15 protein-coding genes are annotated in these 18762 nt (G+C 30.4%); 11 read left to right on the top strand and 4 right to left on the bottom strand.

Features of this window, described 5'->3' with window-relative positions; translation table 11 throughout:
- Positions 1–247: 247 nt before the first annotated feature.
- Positions 248–1987: a glycosyltransferase gene (locus GQ598_RS05475; protein ID WP_160402740.1), complete on the top strand. Its 1740-nt coding sequence runs from the start codon at positions 248–250 to the stop codon at positions 1985–1987.
- Positions 1988–2051: 64 nt separating this feature from the next.
- Here GQ598_RS05475 and glf read toward each other — a convergent pair whose 3' ends face one another.
- Positions 2052–3149, bottom strand: a complete 1098-nt coding sequence (glf, locus tag GQ598_RS05470; protein ID WP_160402738.1) for a UDP-galactopyranose mutase — start codon at positions 3147–3149, stop codon at positions 2052–2054.
- A gap of 183 nt (positions 3150–3332) precedes the next feature.
- On the opposite strand from glf, the gene GQ598_RS05465 reads away from it, so the two are divergent.
- A complete protein-coding gene (locus GQ598_RS05465) occupies positions 3333–4334 on the top strand; it encodes a glycosyltransferase family 2 protein (RefSeq protein ID WP_160402737.1) in 1002 nt (333 codons plus the stop codon).
- On the opposite strand, the gene GQ598_RS05460 is transcribed toward GQ598_RS05465, so the two are convergent.
- Positions 4298–5344 (bottom strand): glycosyltransferase, encoded by a 1047-nt coding sequence (locus tag GQ598_RS05460; protein WP_160402734.1) that lies wholly within the window; start codon positions 5342–5344, stop codon positions 4298–4300. The genes GQ598_RS05465 and GQ598_RS05460 overlap by 37 nt on opposite strands.
- 213 nt (positions 5345–5557) lie before the next feature.
- Between GQ598_RS05460 and msbA (GQ598_RS05455) the strand changes: the two genes are divergently transcribed.
- The 3 genes from msbA (GQ598_RS05455) to GQ598_RS05445 all read left to right on the top strand — a co-directional run bounded on the left by msbA (GQ598_RS05455) (position 5558) and on the right by GQ598_RS05445 (position 10264).
- The gene (gene msbA / locus GQ598_RS05455) at positions 5558–7294 is read left to right on the top strand and encodes a lipid A export permease/ATP-binding protein MsbA (RefSeq protein WP_160402733.1); all 1737 of its coding nucleotides are present in this window, start codon (positions 5558–5560) and stop codon (positions 7292–7294) included.
- 13 nt (positions 7295–7307) lie between these two features.
- Positions 7308–9080: a lipid A ABC transporter ATP-binding protein/permease MsbA gene (msbA, locus tag GQ598_RS05450; RefSeq protein ID WP_160402731.1), complete on the top strand. Its 1773-nt coding sequence runs from the start codon at positions 7308–7310 to the stop codon at positions 9078–9080.
- Between the two features lie 65 nt (positions 9081–9145).
- The gene (locus tag GQ598_RS05445; protein ID WP_160402728.1) at positions 9146–10264 is read left to right on the top strand and encodes a glycosyltransferase family 9 protein; all 1119 of its coding nucleotides are present in this window, start codon (positions 9146–9148) and stop codon (positions 10262–10264) included.
- Positions 10265–10405: 141 nt separating this feature from the next.
- Here GQ598_RS05445 and GQ598_RS05440 read toward each other — a convergent pair whose 3' ends face one another.
- Positions 10406–11356: a glycosyltransferase family 8 protein gene (locus tag GQ598_RS05440; protein WP_160402726.1), complete on the bottom strand. Its 951-nt coding sequence runs from the start codon at positions 11354–11356 to the stop codon at positions 10406–10408.
- Positions 11357–11502: 146 nt separating this feature from the next.
- Between GQ598_RS05440 and GQ598_RS05435 the strand changes: the two genes are divergently transcribed.
- From GQ598_RS05435 to tsaB, 4 genes are all read left to right on the top strand, one after another.
- Entirely contained in the window at positions 11503–12480 is a 978-nt protein-coding gene (locus GQ598_RS05435) for a glycosyltransferase family 8 protein (RefSeq protein WP_160402724.1), read from the top strand.
- Between the two features lie 11 nt (positions 12481–12491).
- Positions 12492–13466, top strand: a complete 975-nt coding sequence (locus tag GQ598_RS05430; protein ID WP_160402722.1) for a glycosyltransferase — start codon at positions 12492–12494, stop codon at positions 13464–13466.
- 296 nt (positions 13467–13762) lie between these two features.
- Positions 13763–15667 (top strand): ATP-dependent DNA helicase, encoded by a 1905-nt coding sequence (locus GQ598_RS05425; protein WP_160402720.1) that lies wholly within the window; start codon positions 13763–13765, stop codon positions 15665–15667.
- A 31-nt stretch (positions 15668–15698) separates the two neighbouring features.
- Positions 15699–16379, top strand: coding sequence for a tRNA (adenosine(37)-N6)-threonylcarbamoyltransferase complex dimerization subunit type 1 TsaB (gene tsaB, locus GQ598_RS05420; protein ID WP_160402718.1), 681 nt, complete (start codon positions 15699–15701; stop codon positions 16377–16379).
- A gap of 66 nt (positions 16380–16445) precedes the next feature.
- Here tsaB and GQ598_RS05415 read toward each other — a convergent pair whose 3' ends face one another.
- Positions 16446–16709 (bottom strand): GrxA family glutaredoxin, encoded by a 264-nt coding sequence (locus GQ598_RS05415; RefSeq protein WP_091347437.1) that lies wholly within the window; start codon positions 16707–16709, stop codon positions 16446–16448.
- Between the two features lie 392 nt (positions 16710–17101).
- Between GQ598_RS05415 and GQ598_RS05410 the strand changes: the two genes are divergently transcribed.
- Together GQ598_RS05410 and folD are read left to right on the top strand one after the other, a co-directional pair.
- On the top strand, positions 17102–17791 hold the full coding sequence (locus tag GQ598_RS05410) for a DUF2884 family protein (protein WP_160402717.1): 690 nt from the start codon (positions 17102–17104) through the stop codon (positions 17789–17791).
- 63 nt (positions 17792–17854) lie between these two features.
- Positions 17855–18706 (top strand): bifunctional methylenetetrahydrofolate dehydrogenase/methenyltetrahydrofolate cyclohydrolase FolD, encoded by an 852-nt coding sequence (gene folD, locus GQ598_RS05405; protein ID WP_160402716.1) that lies wholly within the window; start codon positions 17855–17857, stop codon positions 18704–18706.
- Positions 18707–18762 lie beyond the last annotated feature (56 nt).

The raw sequence follows: 18762 nt of genomic DNA, 5'->3' as shown, positions 1-18762 counted from the left end.
ATGATGAATCGAGTTATGGTTGTTTTTTGCAGAATTATTATAACTCACATCATGCCGTCTAAAAAATAATCACGAAAGATCAACATGCCCTAATTAGATGATAGCAAAATTAATTGTGAAGATATATTTATGAAGTTTTTATATACAAAGAATACAACATATTTTATATAAGAGATATGCTATTTTTTTGTGGAATTATTGTAAAGACGCTATAATATTATTTTCCAACCTAATTTAACCTATTAAAATGACTTTAAAAAACTTAACATGTATTCAAAATATTCTCATTCCAAATGGAACTTTTGGCTCGAACCCATCAAAATATCTACACTCACATTTAACTAGTTATTCTAGTGATGAAATTGTGATTTTTGCAGGAGGAGTAGTATCTTTTGACTCTTATTATAATGCTTTATCATTGCCTGTTTGGAAAGAACAGTGTGGTTTAAATAGTATAGAGTTTTGTGTAAGAGGAACAGGGAAAGCTGTTATTAAGCTGTTTCTAGCAAGTATGAGTACTGATTACGAGCTAGCTAATCAAACAGTAGAGTTAAATGAATCTTTGCAATCTATTTTTGAATATGATTTATCCAAAATAGAATATACTGGTTTACTTTATATTACAATTTCACCAATGGATGATAAAGTCGTTTTTAAAGGCGGTGGATGGTATACACATGAAGAACCGAAACGAGATGTTGTCCTAGGTATTAGTATTACGCATTTTAATCGTAAAAGTTATGTATTACCTGCTATTGAAAGAGTGAAAAATAATATATTAGATAATCCTGAATATATAAATAAAATTCTTTTTACTGTTGTTGATAATTCTAAAAATATTACTAAAGAAGAGGCTAATGGAGTTAATGTAATTCCTAATGAAAATACTGGAGGATCTGGTGGATTTATGCGGGGATTACTTCATTATGAAAATGATACTAATGCAACACACGTTTTATTTATGGACGATGATGCCTCTTGTGAAACAGAAAGTATAACTAGAGCTTATTGGATTTTATCTTATGCAATAAAGAGTGATACGGCGGTTTGTGGGTCTTTATTTATTGAAGATAGACCTGACTTTTTAATTGAAAAAGGTGCTTCTTTTGATACATACGGTCGTCCTAATAGCCATAACTATAATATGGCTGTTAGGGAAAGCGTACTTGCTGCTGAGTTAGCCTATCAACCAAAAATAACTTATGGGGCGTGGTGGTTTTTTGCTTTCCCTATTGAAAATATTAAAAATTATACATTTCCTTTTTTTGTGAGAGGAGATGATATATTTTTTAGTCTATCTAATAAATTTAATTGTATTGCACCAATAGGTATTGCTTGTTATGGAGAAAATTTTTCAACTAAAACCTCACCATTGACTATTTATTTAGATACTAGAAATAATATTGTTAATTCTCTTTATTTGCAGTGTCCTGTGAAGAAAATAGTAAAAACTTATAAACGATTATATTTAGCTGCACTTTATTCACATAAATATGAAACTGTGGCAGCTATCAGATTAGCTTTTAGCCAAGTTTGGGGAGATATTGATTTTTGGTTTAAAAATTATGATTTAAGTGATATAAGAAAATTTTTTAGTGAATTCATAAAAGTAGAAAAATTTACGAATATTGATATTGATTCATTAAAACCTGTTTGTGTTTATAAATCTAGAAAAAAAATCATCAAAAAATTATCATTTAATGGTTTGTTATTTCCAATGAGAAGTAAAATTGCATATCAAGAGTTTGGTTTTTGTGCTAATTATGATCATATTTTTAGGTTTAAAAATATTCTTTATTATAAGCCAAATAGTAAGACTGGATTTATTGTGCAAGTTTCACGTATTAAGTTTTTTAAATTACTATTTTGTCTTTATATTGATATATTTAAAATGAAATGGAATTATAAAGCTACTTTAACAAAGTATAAAAACAACTTTGGGAAACTTACATCTAGAGATTTCTGGGTTAAAATTTTAAAAATATAAATATTTTTTTGAAATTCAATTTATTATTCAAACGCTCCTACCGTTTAAAGGTAGGAGCGTTTTGTTAGTACAATGTTTTAACAAAATCTAAAGCTTTTTCGATTACATGATGCATGTCATAATATTTGTATTCAGCTAATCTACCACCAAAATAAATTTGTTTTTCTTGATCGGCAAGGTCTTTATATTTTTTAAATAATGTCGCATTTTTATCGTCATTGATTGGATAGTATGCTTCATCGCCAATCTTCCAATCGCGAGGATATTCTTTAGTTATAATTGTGTGATCAGTTTCAACATAGTCAAAATGCTTATGTTCAATGATGCGAGTATAAGGAATTTCGTACTCAGTATAATTAATTACAGCATTTCCTTGATAATTTGATTCGTTAATTGTTTCATTTTCAAAACGTAAAGAACGATATTCTAGAGCGCCGTATTGATAATCATAGAATTTATCGATCGGACCCGTGTAAATAATCTTATTCGCTAACTCAAGATGCTTTTCCTTATTATCAAAAAAGTCAGTATTTAATTCTACATCAACACCTTCAAGCATTTTTTCAATGATTTGAGTGTATCCTCCAATTGGAATTCCTTGATATTTATCATTAAAGTAATTATTATCAAAAGTAAATCGAACTGGTAATCTATTAATTATAAATGGAGGAAGTTCAGTGGCTTTTCTTCCCCATTGTTTTTCTGTATATCCTTTGATTAATATCTCATAAATATCTTTTCCAATTAGCGATATTGCTTGTTCTTCAAGATTTTTTGGATTTTCAATATGATATAACTTTTTTTGCTCTTCAATTTTTGCCTTAGCTTCTTTAGGGGTCTTCACTCCCCATAATTGATAAAAAGTATTCATATTGAATGGAAGGTTGTACAGTTTATTTTTGTAATTTGCTATAGGTGAATTGGTAAAACGATTAAACTCTGCAAAGCTATTAATGTAATCCCATACAGTTTTATTATTAGTATGAAAAATATGAGCACCGTACTTATGAACTTGAATTCCTTGGTTATTTTCAGTAAATATGTTTCCTGCAAGATGGTCTCGTTTTTCAATTATAAGTATTTTATACCCTTTTTTCTTTAACTCATGAGCACATATAGATCCAAATAGGCCACTGCCAACAATCAAATAGTCATATTTCATAGTTTTCTCTTGTTGATTTAATTAAATATATGAATAAAAAGCTATAATTATTGTATAATATAGTATATTGTTGATATGAAAAAGCAAATAATAAATAGATTTAATATGAATTATTTATTTGTATTTTTGGAATCAGGATGTTATATACAAGGATCTTTAGTTGGTATTTTACAGAGTAATTAAATGAAAAAAAAAATGCCGTTGATATCAATCATTATACCTGTTTACAATTCCAGTCAATTTATATTATCTACGTTGGCTTCTTTAGAAGCTCAATCTTATAATAATTATGAAATCATTTTAATAAATGATGGTTCTACTGATAATTCGCTTGATATTTTAGAAAATTATAAAAAAAAGCATAATAACGTGATTTTATATAATCAAAAAAATAGTGGAGTGTCAGTTGCTAGGAATAAAGGTATTGAGCTCTCAAATGGTGAGTTTATAACGTTTTTGGATAGTGATGATACTTATTCACCGAAATTTTTAGAAAAAATTTTATGCAGGCAAAAAGAAGAAAATGCTGATTTAGTTTATTGTGGGTATAATATAATTAGTGCTTCAGGTAAACTTAAGGCTGTTCCCTGTTTATTTAAGGAAGGATATATCTTAAATTTTTATTTGCAACGAAATGGATATTTTCATTTTTCAGGTATGTTAATCCGTAAAAAGATTTTATTAGAAAAACAAATATATTTTGAGATTGACCGTAATATCTCTGAAGATCTGTTATTTACTGTTCAACTTCTTAATAACTGTAATTGCTATTGTGTAAAAGAAAATTTATTTAATTATATTCAGCATTCTGGCTCTGTGATGTCTTCTGCATGGTCTGAAAATAAATGGCTTTCCGATATTGAGGGGCGTAAACACATTTTATTTTATTTGGTTAATAATTATGATAAAAATGACAAACAAGAAATCCTCAAATTAGCTTCCGCTTGTATTTTTCAACGTGAAATATCCTACTTGATTGACTGTGTCAAAAAAATGAAATATAAAAATATTAAGTATTATTTAGAATATAGCGATTTTAATGAAAAGGCACGGCTTTTTGAAAAGGATAAACTCAATAAAAAAGATTGGGAAAAATTTAAAATTATAAATAGAAATAATAAGATGATTTGGTTTTTGTATACCCTATATTATCGAATTTTTCGATTGAATGTAAAATTTTTTTGAATCTTAATTTTATATAAGAAATATTTAAAATAATAAAAAATACTACAAAAAAATTTCTTTTGATGTAGTTTATGTTTTGCACAATATCTCATTTGTGTCGCTGTAATGGCCGATAACAGAGGTGTTGATTCCCATGGCGATGCTGATTTTGCCTCAAGAAAATATTGTGAGCATTTATAATCTCTAGCCCATTTGTGCCACGGTTTGGTTGGTCCAATGTAATGAATTAGTATTGTTTCATCTAAAATAGGCGAGTAGCCATTAACGCTTGATTTATATTTTAATTCGTAATTAATACTGACTTGTTGGTTATATTTTCTATCAAGGTACTTAACCTTTTCGAGTAATATAATATTCAATACATCTTGATCTAAATGTGTAAAGTTTTCTGATAGATTTGAATCGGAAAGTAACGCTAATGCTTTGCTATTTACACTAAATTCTTTCCATTTATTTAGATCAATTAGTAAAAAACCTGCATTGAAGTAGCCTGATGATAATTTATGTTCATTGAGTCGGGTTGCACATTTACTCCACCATATTAGATCTTTTTCTGTTACTACATAGGCAATATTATCATCAAACTTTAATGTAACTAATTCTTGCAATGAGCCTTTACAGATAATATCGGCATCCAGATAAAGAATTTTATCCATTTTTTCATAGAAATAATCAGCTACTATAAATCTAAAGTAGGTTGCAATTGTCCAATTTTTAGTAGTTGGTAAGTGGGATAAACTATTATCATCCACTAAATAAATTGTTATATTTGTATTATATTTATCGGCGAGTTGTTCTAATTTTAGTTCAAGATCATCGTTAATGTAATTTGTAAATATATGGAAACTAAAATCTAAATTAGGATTAGCTAGTAAAATAGAAGTAATAGAAACAGCGCAACCTAAAAAAAAATTTTTATCAATGCCATATGCAATATTTAATTGATTCGCGTCATGACTGAGTCCAAATCTTATTCTTTTTTTTATAATATTATTTGCATTGAAATACATTGCTTACTTCCTATTGCATCATCCTTTAATAAAATTAATTATTCATTATTGATTTGTGTTTTATACAGTAAAGAATAAAACTTTGCTTTGCTCTTATTCGTATTATATAGATAAAACAAATTTTTTCTAGTTGAAAAAGAATTGTAATAAAATTTTAAGTTAATAGATTATGTATAGTATAATCTCCTTTCAGATTAATTTTGTTACTTTATTATGTCTAATAAATATAGCTCATTGAATACCATTAAACAATTGTGGCCTTTTATTTATCCACATAAAAAAGCGTTAATTGTCGCAATTATCGCACTTTTGTTAAATGCTGCAACTGATGCAACTCTCATTTCACTAACGAAACCCCTACTAGATAATGGGTTAATGGATAAAAATTATGAGTTATTAATTCTTTTTTCAATTGGCATTATTGGGTTAATTGCGTTACGTGGGTTATCAAACTATTGTTCTACTTATTGTCTTTCTTGGTTATCAGGTAAAGTGGTCACTAAATTTAGACAGATGATTTTCAATCACTTAGTCAAAAGTCCTATTAGTTTTCTCGATAAAAATCCCATTGGAGAACTTGTTACGGTAATAACATACAATACACAACTATTATCAAAAGCATCATCAGATGCACTGATTATTTTGGTAAGAGAAATCGCTTATGCTATCGGTTTATGTGTTGTTATGTTTTATGGTAATTGGAAGTTGGCTTTAGTGTTAATTATTGTTGTACCGTTAGTTATTTTTATAGCTCAATTTATTGCAAAGAAGTTTCGGAATACACTTGTTTCTATGCAAAAAGGAATAGGTAATATTACAACTGCAGCAGATGAAATGTTGAAGGGGCATAAAGAAATTTTAATTTTTAATGCTCAAAAATATGAAAAAAATAATTTTTATTCAATCAATAAACTTTTTAGGAAAAGTATCTTAAAAATCGTACTTGTTTCGGGGTTATCAACACCTATAATTCAATTGGTTGCTACATTGGCTTTAGGATTAATTTTATTTCTTGTTGCAAGCCAAGCATTGGAGATCACACCGGGTTCTTTTACTGTGGTTTTTTCTGCTATGGTTGCAGTAATGCGTCCTTTAAGAGAGTTAACTAGTGTTCATCTTGAATTACAAAAAGGTTCTGTAGCTTGTGAATCATTATTTGGGCTTTTAAATTTACCACTTGAAGAAGACAACGGAATAATTGAGTTGAATAGAGCAAAAGGTGAAATTGAGTTTTTTCAGGTCACTTATACTTATCCAACAAGAACAACACCATCTTTAAATAATATTAGCTTTAAAATTAAAAAAGGAGAAACAGTAGCTTTAGTGGGGCGTTCTGGTGCAGGAAAATCAACAATAGCAAGCCTGATACCTAGGTTTTATGATGTACAAAAAGGAAAAATACTGTTAGATGGTATTGATATCAAAGATTATACGCTTGCCTCATTGCGGAAGCAAATTGGTTATGTTTCACAAAAAGTCCATTTATTTAATGGAACTATAGCGGATAACATAATTTATGGTGCTAAAAATCAGTACACTCGAGAAGATATTATTAATGCAGCTAAACAAGCTAATGCAATGGAGTTTATCGAAAAATTAGAAAATGGCTTGGATACAGAAATTGGTGATAATGGTGTTTTATTATCAGGTGGACAACGACAAAGAATTGCTATTGCAAGAGTACTTTTACGTGATAACCCCATTTTAATTCTTGATGAAGCTACCTCTGCGTTGGATAATGAATCCGAACGGTTTGTCCAACAAGCTATAGAGCATTTACAAAAAAATCGAACTTCTATTGTTATCGCTCATAGGTTGTCAACAATTGAAAAAGCTGATCGTATATTAGTTATTGATGATGGCTTGATAATTGAAGATGGCTCTCATAGCTCATTATTACTTCAAAATGGTATTTATGCCAAGATGTATCAAATGCAATTTAATTCTTAACCAAATAAATATTATGAAAAAAAATAATAATCAATCAATCAATCACGATATTGATCAAGACTCATCTACATGGAAGACCTTTTCTAAGTTATGGCCTTATATTGCTAAACACAAATTGATTCTGTTTTTTTCAGTCATATTGCTTGTTTTTAGTGCATTTGCTGATACTTCTCTTATTGCGTTGTTACAGCCTTTACTTGATAAAGGTTTTGTTGAAAATGATCAGCATTTTTTAATGATGGCGCCTTTTTATATTTTCGGACTAGTATTACTCCGTGGTATCGCAAATTATGGATATTCTTTCTTTTTATCTTTGATTTCTACAAAAATCGTACTTAATATTCGTCAGCGCCTTTTTAGTCATTTTGTTGATGCTCCGGTAAGTTACTATGACCAACATTCTACAGGAAGATTATTGTCTCGCATTACCTATGATACCGATCAAGTCGCTTCATCATCATCTGATGCTTTGATAACGATAGTACGTGAATCAGCTTTTATTTGCGGGTTATTTTATACAATGTTCAGCAATAGCTGGCAGTTGTCTTTATCATTGATTATTATTACGCCAATTGTTATTGGATTAATCTCTTTTATTTCTATAAAATTTAGAAGATTAGCCAAAAATATGCAAAATTCAATGGGTAATGTCACCATGTCTGTTGAACAAATGCTAAAAGGCCATCGAGAAATTATTCTTTTTGGTGCCCAAGATGAAGAGTCAAAAAACTTTGATAAAGTGAATAACAAATTTCGTCGTGATGGTATGAGATTAGTATCTATTTCTGCATTATCAACGCCTATTGTTCAACTTATCATTTCGTTTGCTATTGCTTTTGTATTGTTAATGGCGAGTAACCCTGATTTGAGTATTAGTCCCGGGCAGTTTACGGTCGTTTTTTCTTCTTTAGTTGCATTAATGCAACCAATAAAAAGTTTAACTAGTGTTAATGCCGAATTTCAAAAAGGGATGGCAGCTTGTCAAACTTTGTTTGCTATTTTTGAGCAGCCAATCGAAAAAGATAATGGAAAAATCAATATTGAGAGAGTTAAAGGCAATATTGAATTTAAACATGTCAGTTTTACTTATGAAAATAGACAAGAGCCGGCATTGAAAGATATTAGCTTTTTGGTAGAGCCATGTAAAACAGTAGCGTTAGTTGGGCGCTCGGGATCAGGAAAAACAACTATCGCGAGTTTGCTTACGCGTTTTTATGATATAAGCGAAGGTGAAATTTTAATTGATAATAATAATATTCAAGATTTAACTTTATATAGTTTGCGCAATCAAATTGGATTAGTTTCACAAAATGTACATTTGTTTAATGATACTGTTGCAAATAATATCGCTTACGGGAAAGTAGGTGAATATTCTCTAGATGAAATAGAAGAAGCCGCTAAAAAAGCGTATGCATATGATTTTATTATAGAGCTTGAAAATGGATTTGATACAATAGTGGGTGAAAGTGGTGTGTTATTATCTGGCGGTCAACGACAACGTATTGCAATAGCAAGAGCTTTATTACGAGATACGCCGATACTAATACTTGATGAGGCGACTTCAGCCTTAGATACTGAATCAGAACAAGCAATCCAAAAAGCTTTAGATGTTTTACAAACAGGACGGACATCAATAGTTATTGCTCATCGGTTATCAACAATTGAAAATGCGGATAAAATACTTGTCATTGATAGTGGCAAGATTATTGAACAAGGTAATCATCAAGAATTGTTATCAATTGATGGATTATATGCAAAGTTATATCAAGGAAATTTTACAAATTAATATGATGAAAAGTTTTTAAAATTTAGATATAAATACATTTTGCATGATAGGATATTAAAAGACATATGATTAATAAAGTACTAGAATGTATTAAATACTTGAATAGGCAGAGAAATTTAAAGGTAAAACCGTTTAAATTGGCTATTAAATTAGCTTTATTAAATCGAAAGAAAAAGACAAGGTCTGCATTTTTTCCAGAAAAGTATCGTTCTGTAGCAATTCTTATGAATGATCAAGGAATTGGCGATGCAATAGTTACTTCCTATTTAATTAATACTCTTCGAGAAAATGGCTTTCAGGTTTATGTCGTAGTAGAAAAAAGGATAGCCTTTCTTTTTGATAAATTTATTTCTGTAGATGGGGTTTTATTCTACGATAGGAATAAAAACATAAAACAGATAAAAGAACAATTACAGAGTATAAGGATTGATGTCGCAATTGATCTTGTTGATAAAGGTCAAAATAGTGTAAGGCGTGCTCAAATAATTCAAGCTATCAATCCGTTACATACAATTGGTTTTAATCAAGATAAATATAAATTGTATGATACATCAATTTATTATCACGAATACAAATCTCATATTTCAACGCGAAGTCAGAAAATACTTGAATTTATGGGTATTCAGCCCACGCCTATAAGGTATTTTGTTAATGTTCCAACCGAAGCTGAGCTTTCGGCTAAGGATTTTATAAATTCGTTGCTTTCTTTGAATAAAAATGTCATTATTTTTAATCCTTATGGTTCAAATGAGGCTAGAAGCTTTTCTAATTCTCAAATTGATACAACTTTATCCTTTTTATCACAATATGATGATTGTATAACAATTGTCGTGGGTGAACCTAATAAAATATCTCATATTAAAGCTAAAAAAAATATTATTATCAATCCATTACCTACTTTTTTTGAAAGTGTTGCTTTAGTGAAGTTTTCAAATTTGGTGATTTCTGTGGACACTTCAATTGTTCATATTGCTGCTATTTATAATAAAAAAATGCTTTGTGTTTATAATAATCGGATTATTGATAATAAGTTTATTAATAATTGTGTGTGGGGACCGAATTATTCCAATGCAATACAAATATTTACTAATGATCATTTAGGTACCGGACTTGGTGATCCGATAGCGAATTTTGATATTGGTATTGTGCTCGAACAATTAAAATTAGAAATAGAAAAATTATAAAAGTTGATCAAAAGAATAGGAATAATTTTGATGGATTTAAAGCAAAACAACTTAAATATTATTTAACATACCCTTATTATCAAGCACGGTTCAAGATAATCTAATAGGGGAAATTGGTAAATATATCTAAGTGAGATAGATCTAATTTTTTAATTTATAGGCTAAATAAAGTAAATAATATTTTAAGCCAGTGATGAATTTTTTTTCTTTGATGCTGTTTTTGGAATAAATACGATAATCATTAACGCGCATTTTAGGTTTATAACTTTTAAGTGGACTATTGGACCATGGTGTGAAGTGTTTATAAAAACGATAGATATTTTGTGCAAGTCCTGTATGTTCTTGATACCACATTTTTCTGGCGCCAGTAAAATGAATGATATAGGGTAAAGATTCTTTATTATAAAAAAATGTTTCTTTTTGTTTATCGTCCATCCAAGTAAACAAATAATTCCAATTAGGATCGATAAATAAGACTTGATGCTGTAAAACTATATTTAGTGCATCTTGGTCTGGGTAGATTAAATCTTTTTGTTCTAACGATAATAAGATGTTATTTGTTTTGGTTTCCGTATCAAATTGCATCCAGTTATTAACATTAATATATAAAAAACCAGAGTTAAAATAATTTTCAGACGTTAACTTGAGTCTTTCTTTATTTTTTAACATATTTTGTTTATCTAACGAGTCAGGTGTTACAGCACAAATAACTGAATCTATATTTGTATTTAAAATCGGCGATATATCAGTAAAGCACAGCACATCTGCATCTAAATAAATAAATTTATCAACAATGCCATGTAATAGTCTAGGAACTGACAATCGAAGGTACATTGAGCGATTAATATGTTTTATTTTGTTATTTTGTGTATCTGAATACTTGTTTAATTCATCGGCAGGAATTGAATAGAGCGTGATTGATGAACTAATATGTTGTAATTTTTCTTTTTCTTCTGTAGTTACATCATATAAAAAAACATGAAAATGAATATTATTATGTATATTATTAAGCATGATAGAGGTAATTGAAACACCTACATGTTCAAGATAATTTGAGTCTGTACAATATGCAATATTAATACTCTTATCCATTTCCAATACTCTTTAAAAACTTAACGTTGTTATTTAGTCATTACTAACATTATATGTCAATATAAAATTTATTATTACTTCATTGTTTAATTTAACGTATGTTACAATATTGTAAATTTTTAATCTTGGTTTTAAGACAGCATAAGATGAAAGAAAACCTTTTTATTAGTAAAATTACAACATTATTTAATAATACCATAGAATCTTCACAGACCACACATATCGCATTTTGCTTCGATGATAATTATGCAATGCCTGCTGGTATTGCTATGTCTTCTGTTGTTTTGAATAATCCAGATAAAAATTTGGTGTTTCACTTATTTGCTAATAACGTATCGAATGAAAAAATCATAAGATTTAATCAATTAAGTAAAGAAAATGTGACTATAATTTGTTATGAAATTAGTGATGATTTTTCCATTAACCCTGATACTTTAGTTTTACATGTTTCAGCGTCAACGTGTTTGCGGTTTGTTGTTCCACAAATTTTAAATAAAATTACTTCGAGGGTTTTATATCTGGATTGTGATGTCTTATGCACCCGTAATCTTAATGAATTAATCAACACTGATTTAACGGATAAATATTCTGCTGTCGTCCCTGATGTGGATAAAACGCAAGAAAAACAATGTGCAGCTTGTGATATTCCATATGGCGAATATTTTAATGCAGGAATGATTTATATTAATACGGATATGTGGGTGCAAAATAATCTTACTGAAAAAGCATTTTCAATGATTAATAGTGGCAAAGTATACAAATTTGCCGATCAAGATGTGTTAAATATTTTAATGCAGGGTAAAACTGTGTTTTTACCTCAATATTTCAATAAGTTAACATCACTTACAGTAGGTGGTGAAGAGGACAGTTTTATTGATAAAGATAATGTGATTATTCATTATGTCACCGGAAATAAACCTTGGTATAAACTATATTTGACACCACTTTATCAACGTTATATTGCTTCCTCTCCTTGGGCTAAGGATAAATTATTACTCGCTAATGAGAATGCACCATCAACGACAAGACGATACGCTAAGCTTCTTGCAAGTCAACATAAATATTTTTCTGCATTTAGATATTATTTACTTTATTTAAAGCATAAAACTTTCAAAAAGCATTGAGGATTAGCTGTGTGATTAATGTAGATAAGTTTATTAATAAACGAAATGAATTATTATTATTTGATTTTTTAAATAATACTCCTGTATTACATATTTTATTATGTTTTGACAATAATTATGCACTATCGGCAGGAGTGGACATTATTTCTGTTATTGAAAATAACAAAAATCGGCAAATTCATTTTCATCTTTTTACGCATAATATTTCAGAAGTAAATAGAAAAAAATTTGTCGCTATTAAATTTGATAATGTTGCTATAACCGAATATGTCATTAATGAGCAGTTCAAAATAGACCAAAAAAATACTGAACAGTTTCCTATTTCTGCTTGTGTTCGATTAATTGCTCCGATAATTTTAAGAGATGTTACTGAAAGGTTGCTTTACATTGATAGTGATACACTTTGTCTCCAAAACTTAGCATTTATTTCTGATATTAATTTAGACTCAGCGGTTATAGCAGCTGTTGCTGATGTTTCCTATATGCAAGAGTCTCAATGTACTAAATATAACGTAAAGTTTGGCACTTATTTTAATTCTGGTGTTATGTTAATTAATATTCCACTTTGGTGTCAGGAGGATATCACTTCTAAAACACTAACATTATTGAATAGTGGTGAAAAATACCAATATCCAGATCAAGATGTATTAAATATCGCAATAGGTGAAAAAAGGATTCTATTAGCAAAGAAATATAATAATTTATTGGCGTTATCAATAAATGGCAATGAAGATTCAAATGTTCCAGATGATACTGTATTGATTCATTATATTACTAAAAACAAACCTTGGCACCAGCCTTATCGTTCAACATTATTTGATTTTTATTTACAACAATCACCATGGAAAAATGACGAGCTGCCTTTATATAGTTGTAAAAAAACCTCCTCAATACGAGCTTATTCTCGATTAATGTTTGAGCAAAAAAAATATTTATCAGGACTTAAGCATTATTTTATTTATTTGAAAACCAAATTGACAAAATAAAATTTGTTTATTGGTTCTTTATTCTTTGAAATCTAGGGCGTTATTTACTTTAATGAGTAACGTTCACAATTAAAGATGGCTTTGGTGACTCAAGGATGCCTATATATCTTTTTCGCGCGGTTACTGGTATAGTACAGCAGTTTTTATATTATTAATTGTTTCATTCTGTGACAATAAATTCATCTCATTATTGGAAATAAGCTGTGATGTTTTCATAATGTTGTATTTTCCCTAGAATATATTTTCTTCATTTTATTGTTGTATTGAACTTATCTTTTTTATTAGGTGTATTTTAAGTGATTGATGATTTTGCTGAGAATGGTTTGCTTGCTAAGGCTATTGACGGTTTTGTAGCAAGAGAACCACAACGAAACATGGCAAGTAAAGTCTCTGAATCAATAAAAAAACAGCGTTCTCTTGTGGTTGAGGCGGGAACAGGGACTGGCAAGACCTTTGCTTATTTAGTTCCTGCATTACGTAGTGATAAAAAAGTAATACTTTCTACTGGCTCTAAAAATTTACAAGAACAGCTATTCAGCAAAGACTTACCAATAATCAAAAAAGCATTAAATTACACAGGAAAAATAGCCTTGCTTAAAGGCCGAGCTAATTATCTTTGTTTAGAACGGCTGTATCATCAATATGCAGCAGCAGGAGATCTTGATAAAGATTTGCGTGTTGATTTAGTTCGTGTAAAAAATTGGTCAATTAAAACCAAAGATGGAGATATTAGCAAATGCACTACTGTCACGGAAGAAAACCTAATTTGGCCAATATTAACAAGCACAAATGATAATTGTTTAGGCTGTGACTGTGAACACTATAGTGATTGTTATGTTGTCAAAGCGCGTAAACGAGCCCTAAATGCAGATGTTGTTGTAGTTAACCATCACTTATTTTTAGCTGATGTTGTAGTAAAAGATACGGGCTTTGGTGAACTTATTCCTAAAGCAGATGTCATGATTTTTGACGAGGCTCATCAACTACCAGATCTTGCTTGTCACTATTTTGGAGAACAGCTAACTAGTCGGCAACTTTTTGATCTTGCTAAAGAAATTAACCTAGCTTATCGTACCGAAGTTAAAGATATGTCTCAGTTACAGCAATGTGCAGATAAACTACAAAAATGTACGCAAGACTTACGAATTGTTATTAACCAACAGCCACCAAAAGGTAATTTACGTTTTTTATTTAACCAAGAAACAGTTAAAAAAGAGATTTCTTATCTTGTTGATGCATTAGATTTTTGTCACGAAGTTTTGTTATTGACGGTTGGACGTTCGACAACGTTAGATAACTGTTTTGAACGAATTAATCAATATAGTATGCTACTAAAACGCTTGAAGGAGACAAATGTAACTGGCTTTAGTTATTGGTATGAAAGTAGCCATAACTATTTTGTTTTTGCGCTAACACCTTTGTCTGTTGCCGATAAATTTACTGAACTATTAACACAGCGAAAAGGCAGTTGGATTTTTACATCAGCAACGTTATCGGTTGATAATCAATTAGATTATTTTACTAAACGCTTAGGGCTGACAAATGCCGATTCACTAATATTAGAAAGCCCATTTGATTATATTAACCAGACGATTTTGTGTGTTCCACGTTATATTCCATCGCCAAATGAGCAAGGCAATGCTGAAAAATTAGCCAATATTTTGTTGCCTGTTATTGAAGCTAATAATGGTCGTTGTTTCTTTTTGTGTACCTCATATGCAATGATGAATGCACTCGCTAAACAGTTTCGAGAATTAACCAAATTACCAGTATTAGTACAAGGTGAAACCAGTAAAGTTAAATTGCTTGAACAGTTTATTCATACGGGCAATGCGCTACTTATTGCTACGAGCAGTTTTTGGGAAGGGATCGATGTTAGAGGCGATACTTTATCATGTGTTATTATAGATAAATTACCGTTTACGTCGCCTGATGATCCGTTAATTAAAGCCCGTATGGAAGATTGTCAAATGCAGGGCGGGGACGCATTTAATGATGTACAATTGCCAGAGGCGGTAATCACCTTAAAACAAGGTGTAGGGCGACTAATTCGCCATCACAATGACCGTGGAGCGGTTATCATCTGTGATAATCGTTTAGTAATGCGACCTTATGGTGCAACATTTATTAATAGCTTACCACCTTCACCAAGAACACGGGACATAAATAAAGTTATAAACTTTTTAATAACTAAAAGCTAAATGATAATAGATAAAATATTTTGGAAAAAACATGAGTACTATTTTAGCCATTGATACCTCAACAGAAGCTTGTTCGGTTGCTTTACTTTACCGTAACGAAATCACTCACGATTTTATTTTATCTGCTCGTGATCATACAAAACAAATATTACCGATGGTTGATAGACTTCTTAAACAATCAGACTGTTCACTTACGCAAGTTGATGCAATCGCTTTTGGTCAAGGTCCAGGTAGTTTTACCGGCGTTAGAATTGGTATTGGCGTGGCTCAAGGTTTAGCGTTAGGTATTGATAAACCTATGATAGGTGTATCAACACTGATGACTTTGGCTCAAGGTGTTTATCGAACAACGCAAGCAACAAACGTAATTGCCGCAATTGATGCTAGAATGAACGAAGTTTATTTAGGTCAATACCATTACGTTAACGAGCAATGGCAAGCGGTTATTGCTGAGTGTGTTATTAAGCCTGAAAAAGTAATCGAAAAAGTGAAGCATATTAGTCAAAATGATTATTGTGCTGGTACGGGGTGGCAAACTTATCCTGATATGATTAACGATATAAAACAAAGCGATATCTTGTTACCTCATGCACAAGATCTTGTTGTTCTTGCTAAGAATCAATGGCAAAAGAATAAGCTAGTGAATGTTGAAGATGTAGAGCCAACTTATTTACGTAACGAAGTGACTTGGAAAAAGTTGCCAGGACGATAATGGCAATAATATAAAACAAAAAGCCACTTATATGTGGCTTTTTTTTGCTTAAAATGAGGGGGTGCTTTATTTATAAAGCCCTAAATGCTCTTTCGCATAGGCCTCAAAATCAGTGCAGCCACCGATTGGTTTTTCATCAATAAAAATTTGCGGCACAGTTTCAACAGGTTTACCTACACTTTTAGAAAGATCTTCTTTGGTAATGCCTTCAACATTAATATCGACATAGCGATAAGAAAAATCATCACGCTCTTGAGAAAGTTTTTCAGCTAATTCTTTAGCTCGAACACAATAAGGACAACCTTGACGTCCAAAAATTACAGTATACATTTGTCACCTCGAATAAGTTGTTTTACATATATCATTACTATACGTTACTTTTAATTTAAAAAAAGTGGTTAAATATAGTTAATTAAATAGATTATATCTATTGATAATAGGCTTGAAAAGTCAATCAGGTTTTATGATTAAAATTGCGGAAAAGACGGTTTTGTCCCTATAAAAATCGTTCAGAAAAGGTATTGATTTTATTAAAGTTTTTTTGTTCCGTTTTTTTGAGGGATTTATACCTTTCAATTGCTGTTTTTTTGTAAAATATCAACTAGATAACATATGTTGACTTTGATTTGTGTGTTTCTCAACTACAGCATATATTCAAGTTTATTATATTTATTTCCTGATAGACGTTATAATCTGCATGAATTAACTTGCTGGATATGAATATGCTGAAAAAATTGTTATTGATTGCTTTATTACTACCTATCACCGTATTTGCTGCGAAAAAAGAGTGTGGAGTTAAACCTAGTTATGATATTACGATTAGCAAAGAAAGTGTGCATATTTTTAATAAAAAAAATGATTTAACTATTACACCAAATGGTAATGTGATTTTAAATAAGCAATCAGTAACACTTAATCCGCCATTACAAAAAAAACTGGCAAAATTTCAACAAGATTTACGCCAACAGTTACCGCAATTAGAACAACAATCGTTAAATCTTTTATTAGATGTGAAAATGACCTTTGAACAGGCAATAAAAAATCAATTGAGCGACGATACCGAACTAAAAAGTGAATTAAACAAATTATATAAACGTTTAGTTAAGTTGTTACATGCTTCAATTATTACAGAAAACGGCAATACACGATTTTCTTACCAAAATTTCAATAATCTAAAAAAAGATGGTGAAGATATCGGTCAGCGTATTTTTTATAATGTTGTTGGTGGAAGTATTTTGCATTTCGATTTTTTTAAAAATTTAGGGGCGATCAAACAAATCTCCAAAAATGAATGGAAAGCTCAAAAACCTAAACTAAAAGCTTTTGATACTCATATTTGTTCTGTGATTATCGATATTGATGCGCAATACAAAGAAATATTAACTCAACTTAATCAATCTATTCATAAGTAAATAGACATTAATAAAAACTTTTGCGAAAATGATGCCCTTACTATGGTAGCTAAACGGAAGCTTATGACTGCACATATCATTGATGGAAAAGCATTAGCACAAAAAATACGAACTGACATTGCTAATAAAGTTAACACACGTATTGAAAAAGGCCTATCTGTTCCTGGGCTTGCCGTAATTCAAGTGGGTTCAGATCCTGCATCAAAAATCTATGTCAAAAATAAGCAAAAAGCTTGTGATGATGTGGGTTTTATTTCATTTGCGTATGACTTCCCAACGTCGACCACTGATGAATTGTTGGCATTAATTGATGAACTTAATCAACGATCAGATGTGCATGGTATTTTAGTGCAACTTCCTTTACCTGATAATATTGATAAAACCAAGGTTCTTGAACGTATCAATCCAAGTAAAGATGTTGATGGTTTTCACCCTTACAATATTGGTCACTTATTACAACGTGATCCGATTTTACGACCATGTACTCCTTATGGAGTGGTCAAAATGCTGCAATCCACAGGTATAAATCTATCAGGCTTAAATGCAACAGTGGTAGGGGCTTCAAGCATTGTAGGTCGTCCAATGGCATTAGAATTATTGTTATTAGGTTGTACAACAACCATTACTCATAGCCGTACTGTTGATTTAGCTAAACATGTGAGTAATGCGGATATTGTTGTTGCAGGAGTTGGCATTCCTAATTATGTTAAGGGTGAGTGGATAAAACCAGGCGCAATTGTTATTGATGTTGGTATCAATCGTCTGCCAGATGGTAAATTAGCTGGCGATGTGGATTTTGAGAATGCCGTTAAACGGGCCGGTTGGATAACGCCAGTGCCTGGCGGTGTTGGTCCAATGACTGTTGCTATGTTGATGAGTAACACCCTTGAAGCCTGTGAAAAATTTAGTAAGTAAGTCAAATTGATTAAGGCTTACTTTTACTCTAAATATGTATATTAAATAAAAAAAGG

The sequence above is a fragment of the Gilliamella sp. Pas-s95 genome, assembly GCF_009795795.1.
GTDB lineage: Bacteria > Pseudomonadota > Gammaproteobacteria > Enterobacterales > Orbaceae > Gilliamella > Gilliamella bombicola.
The sequence above is the reverse complement of the archived record's forward strand: the minus strand, read 5'-3'. Positions and strand labels throughout refer to the sequence as shown.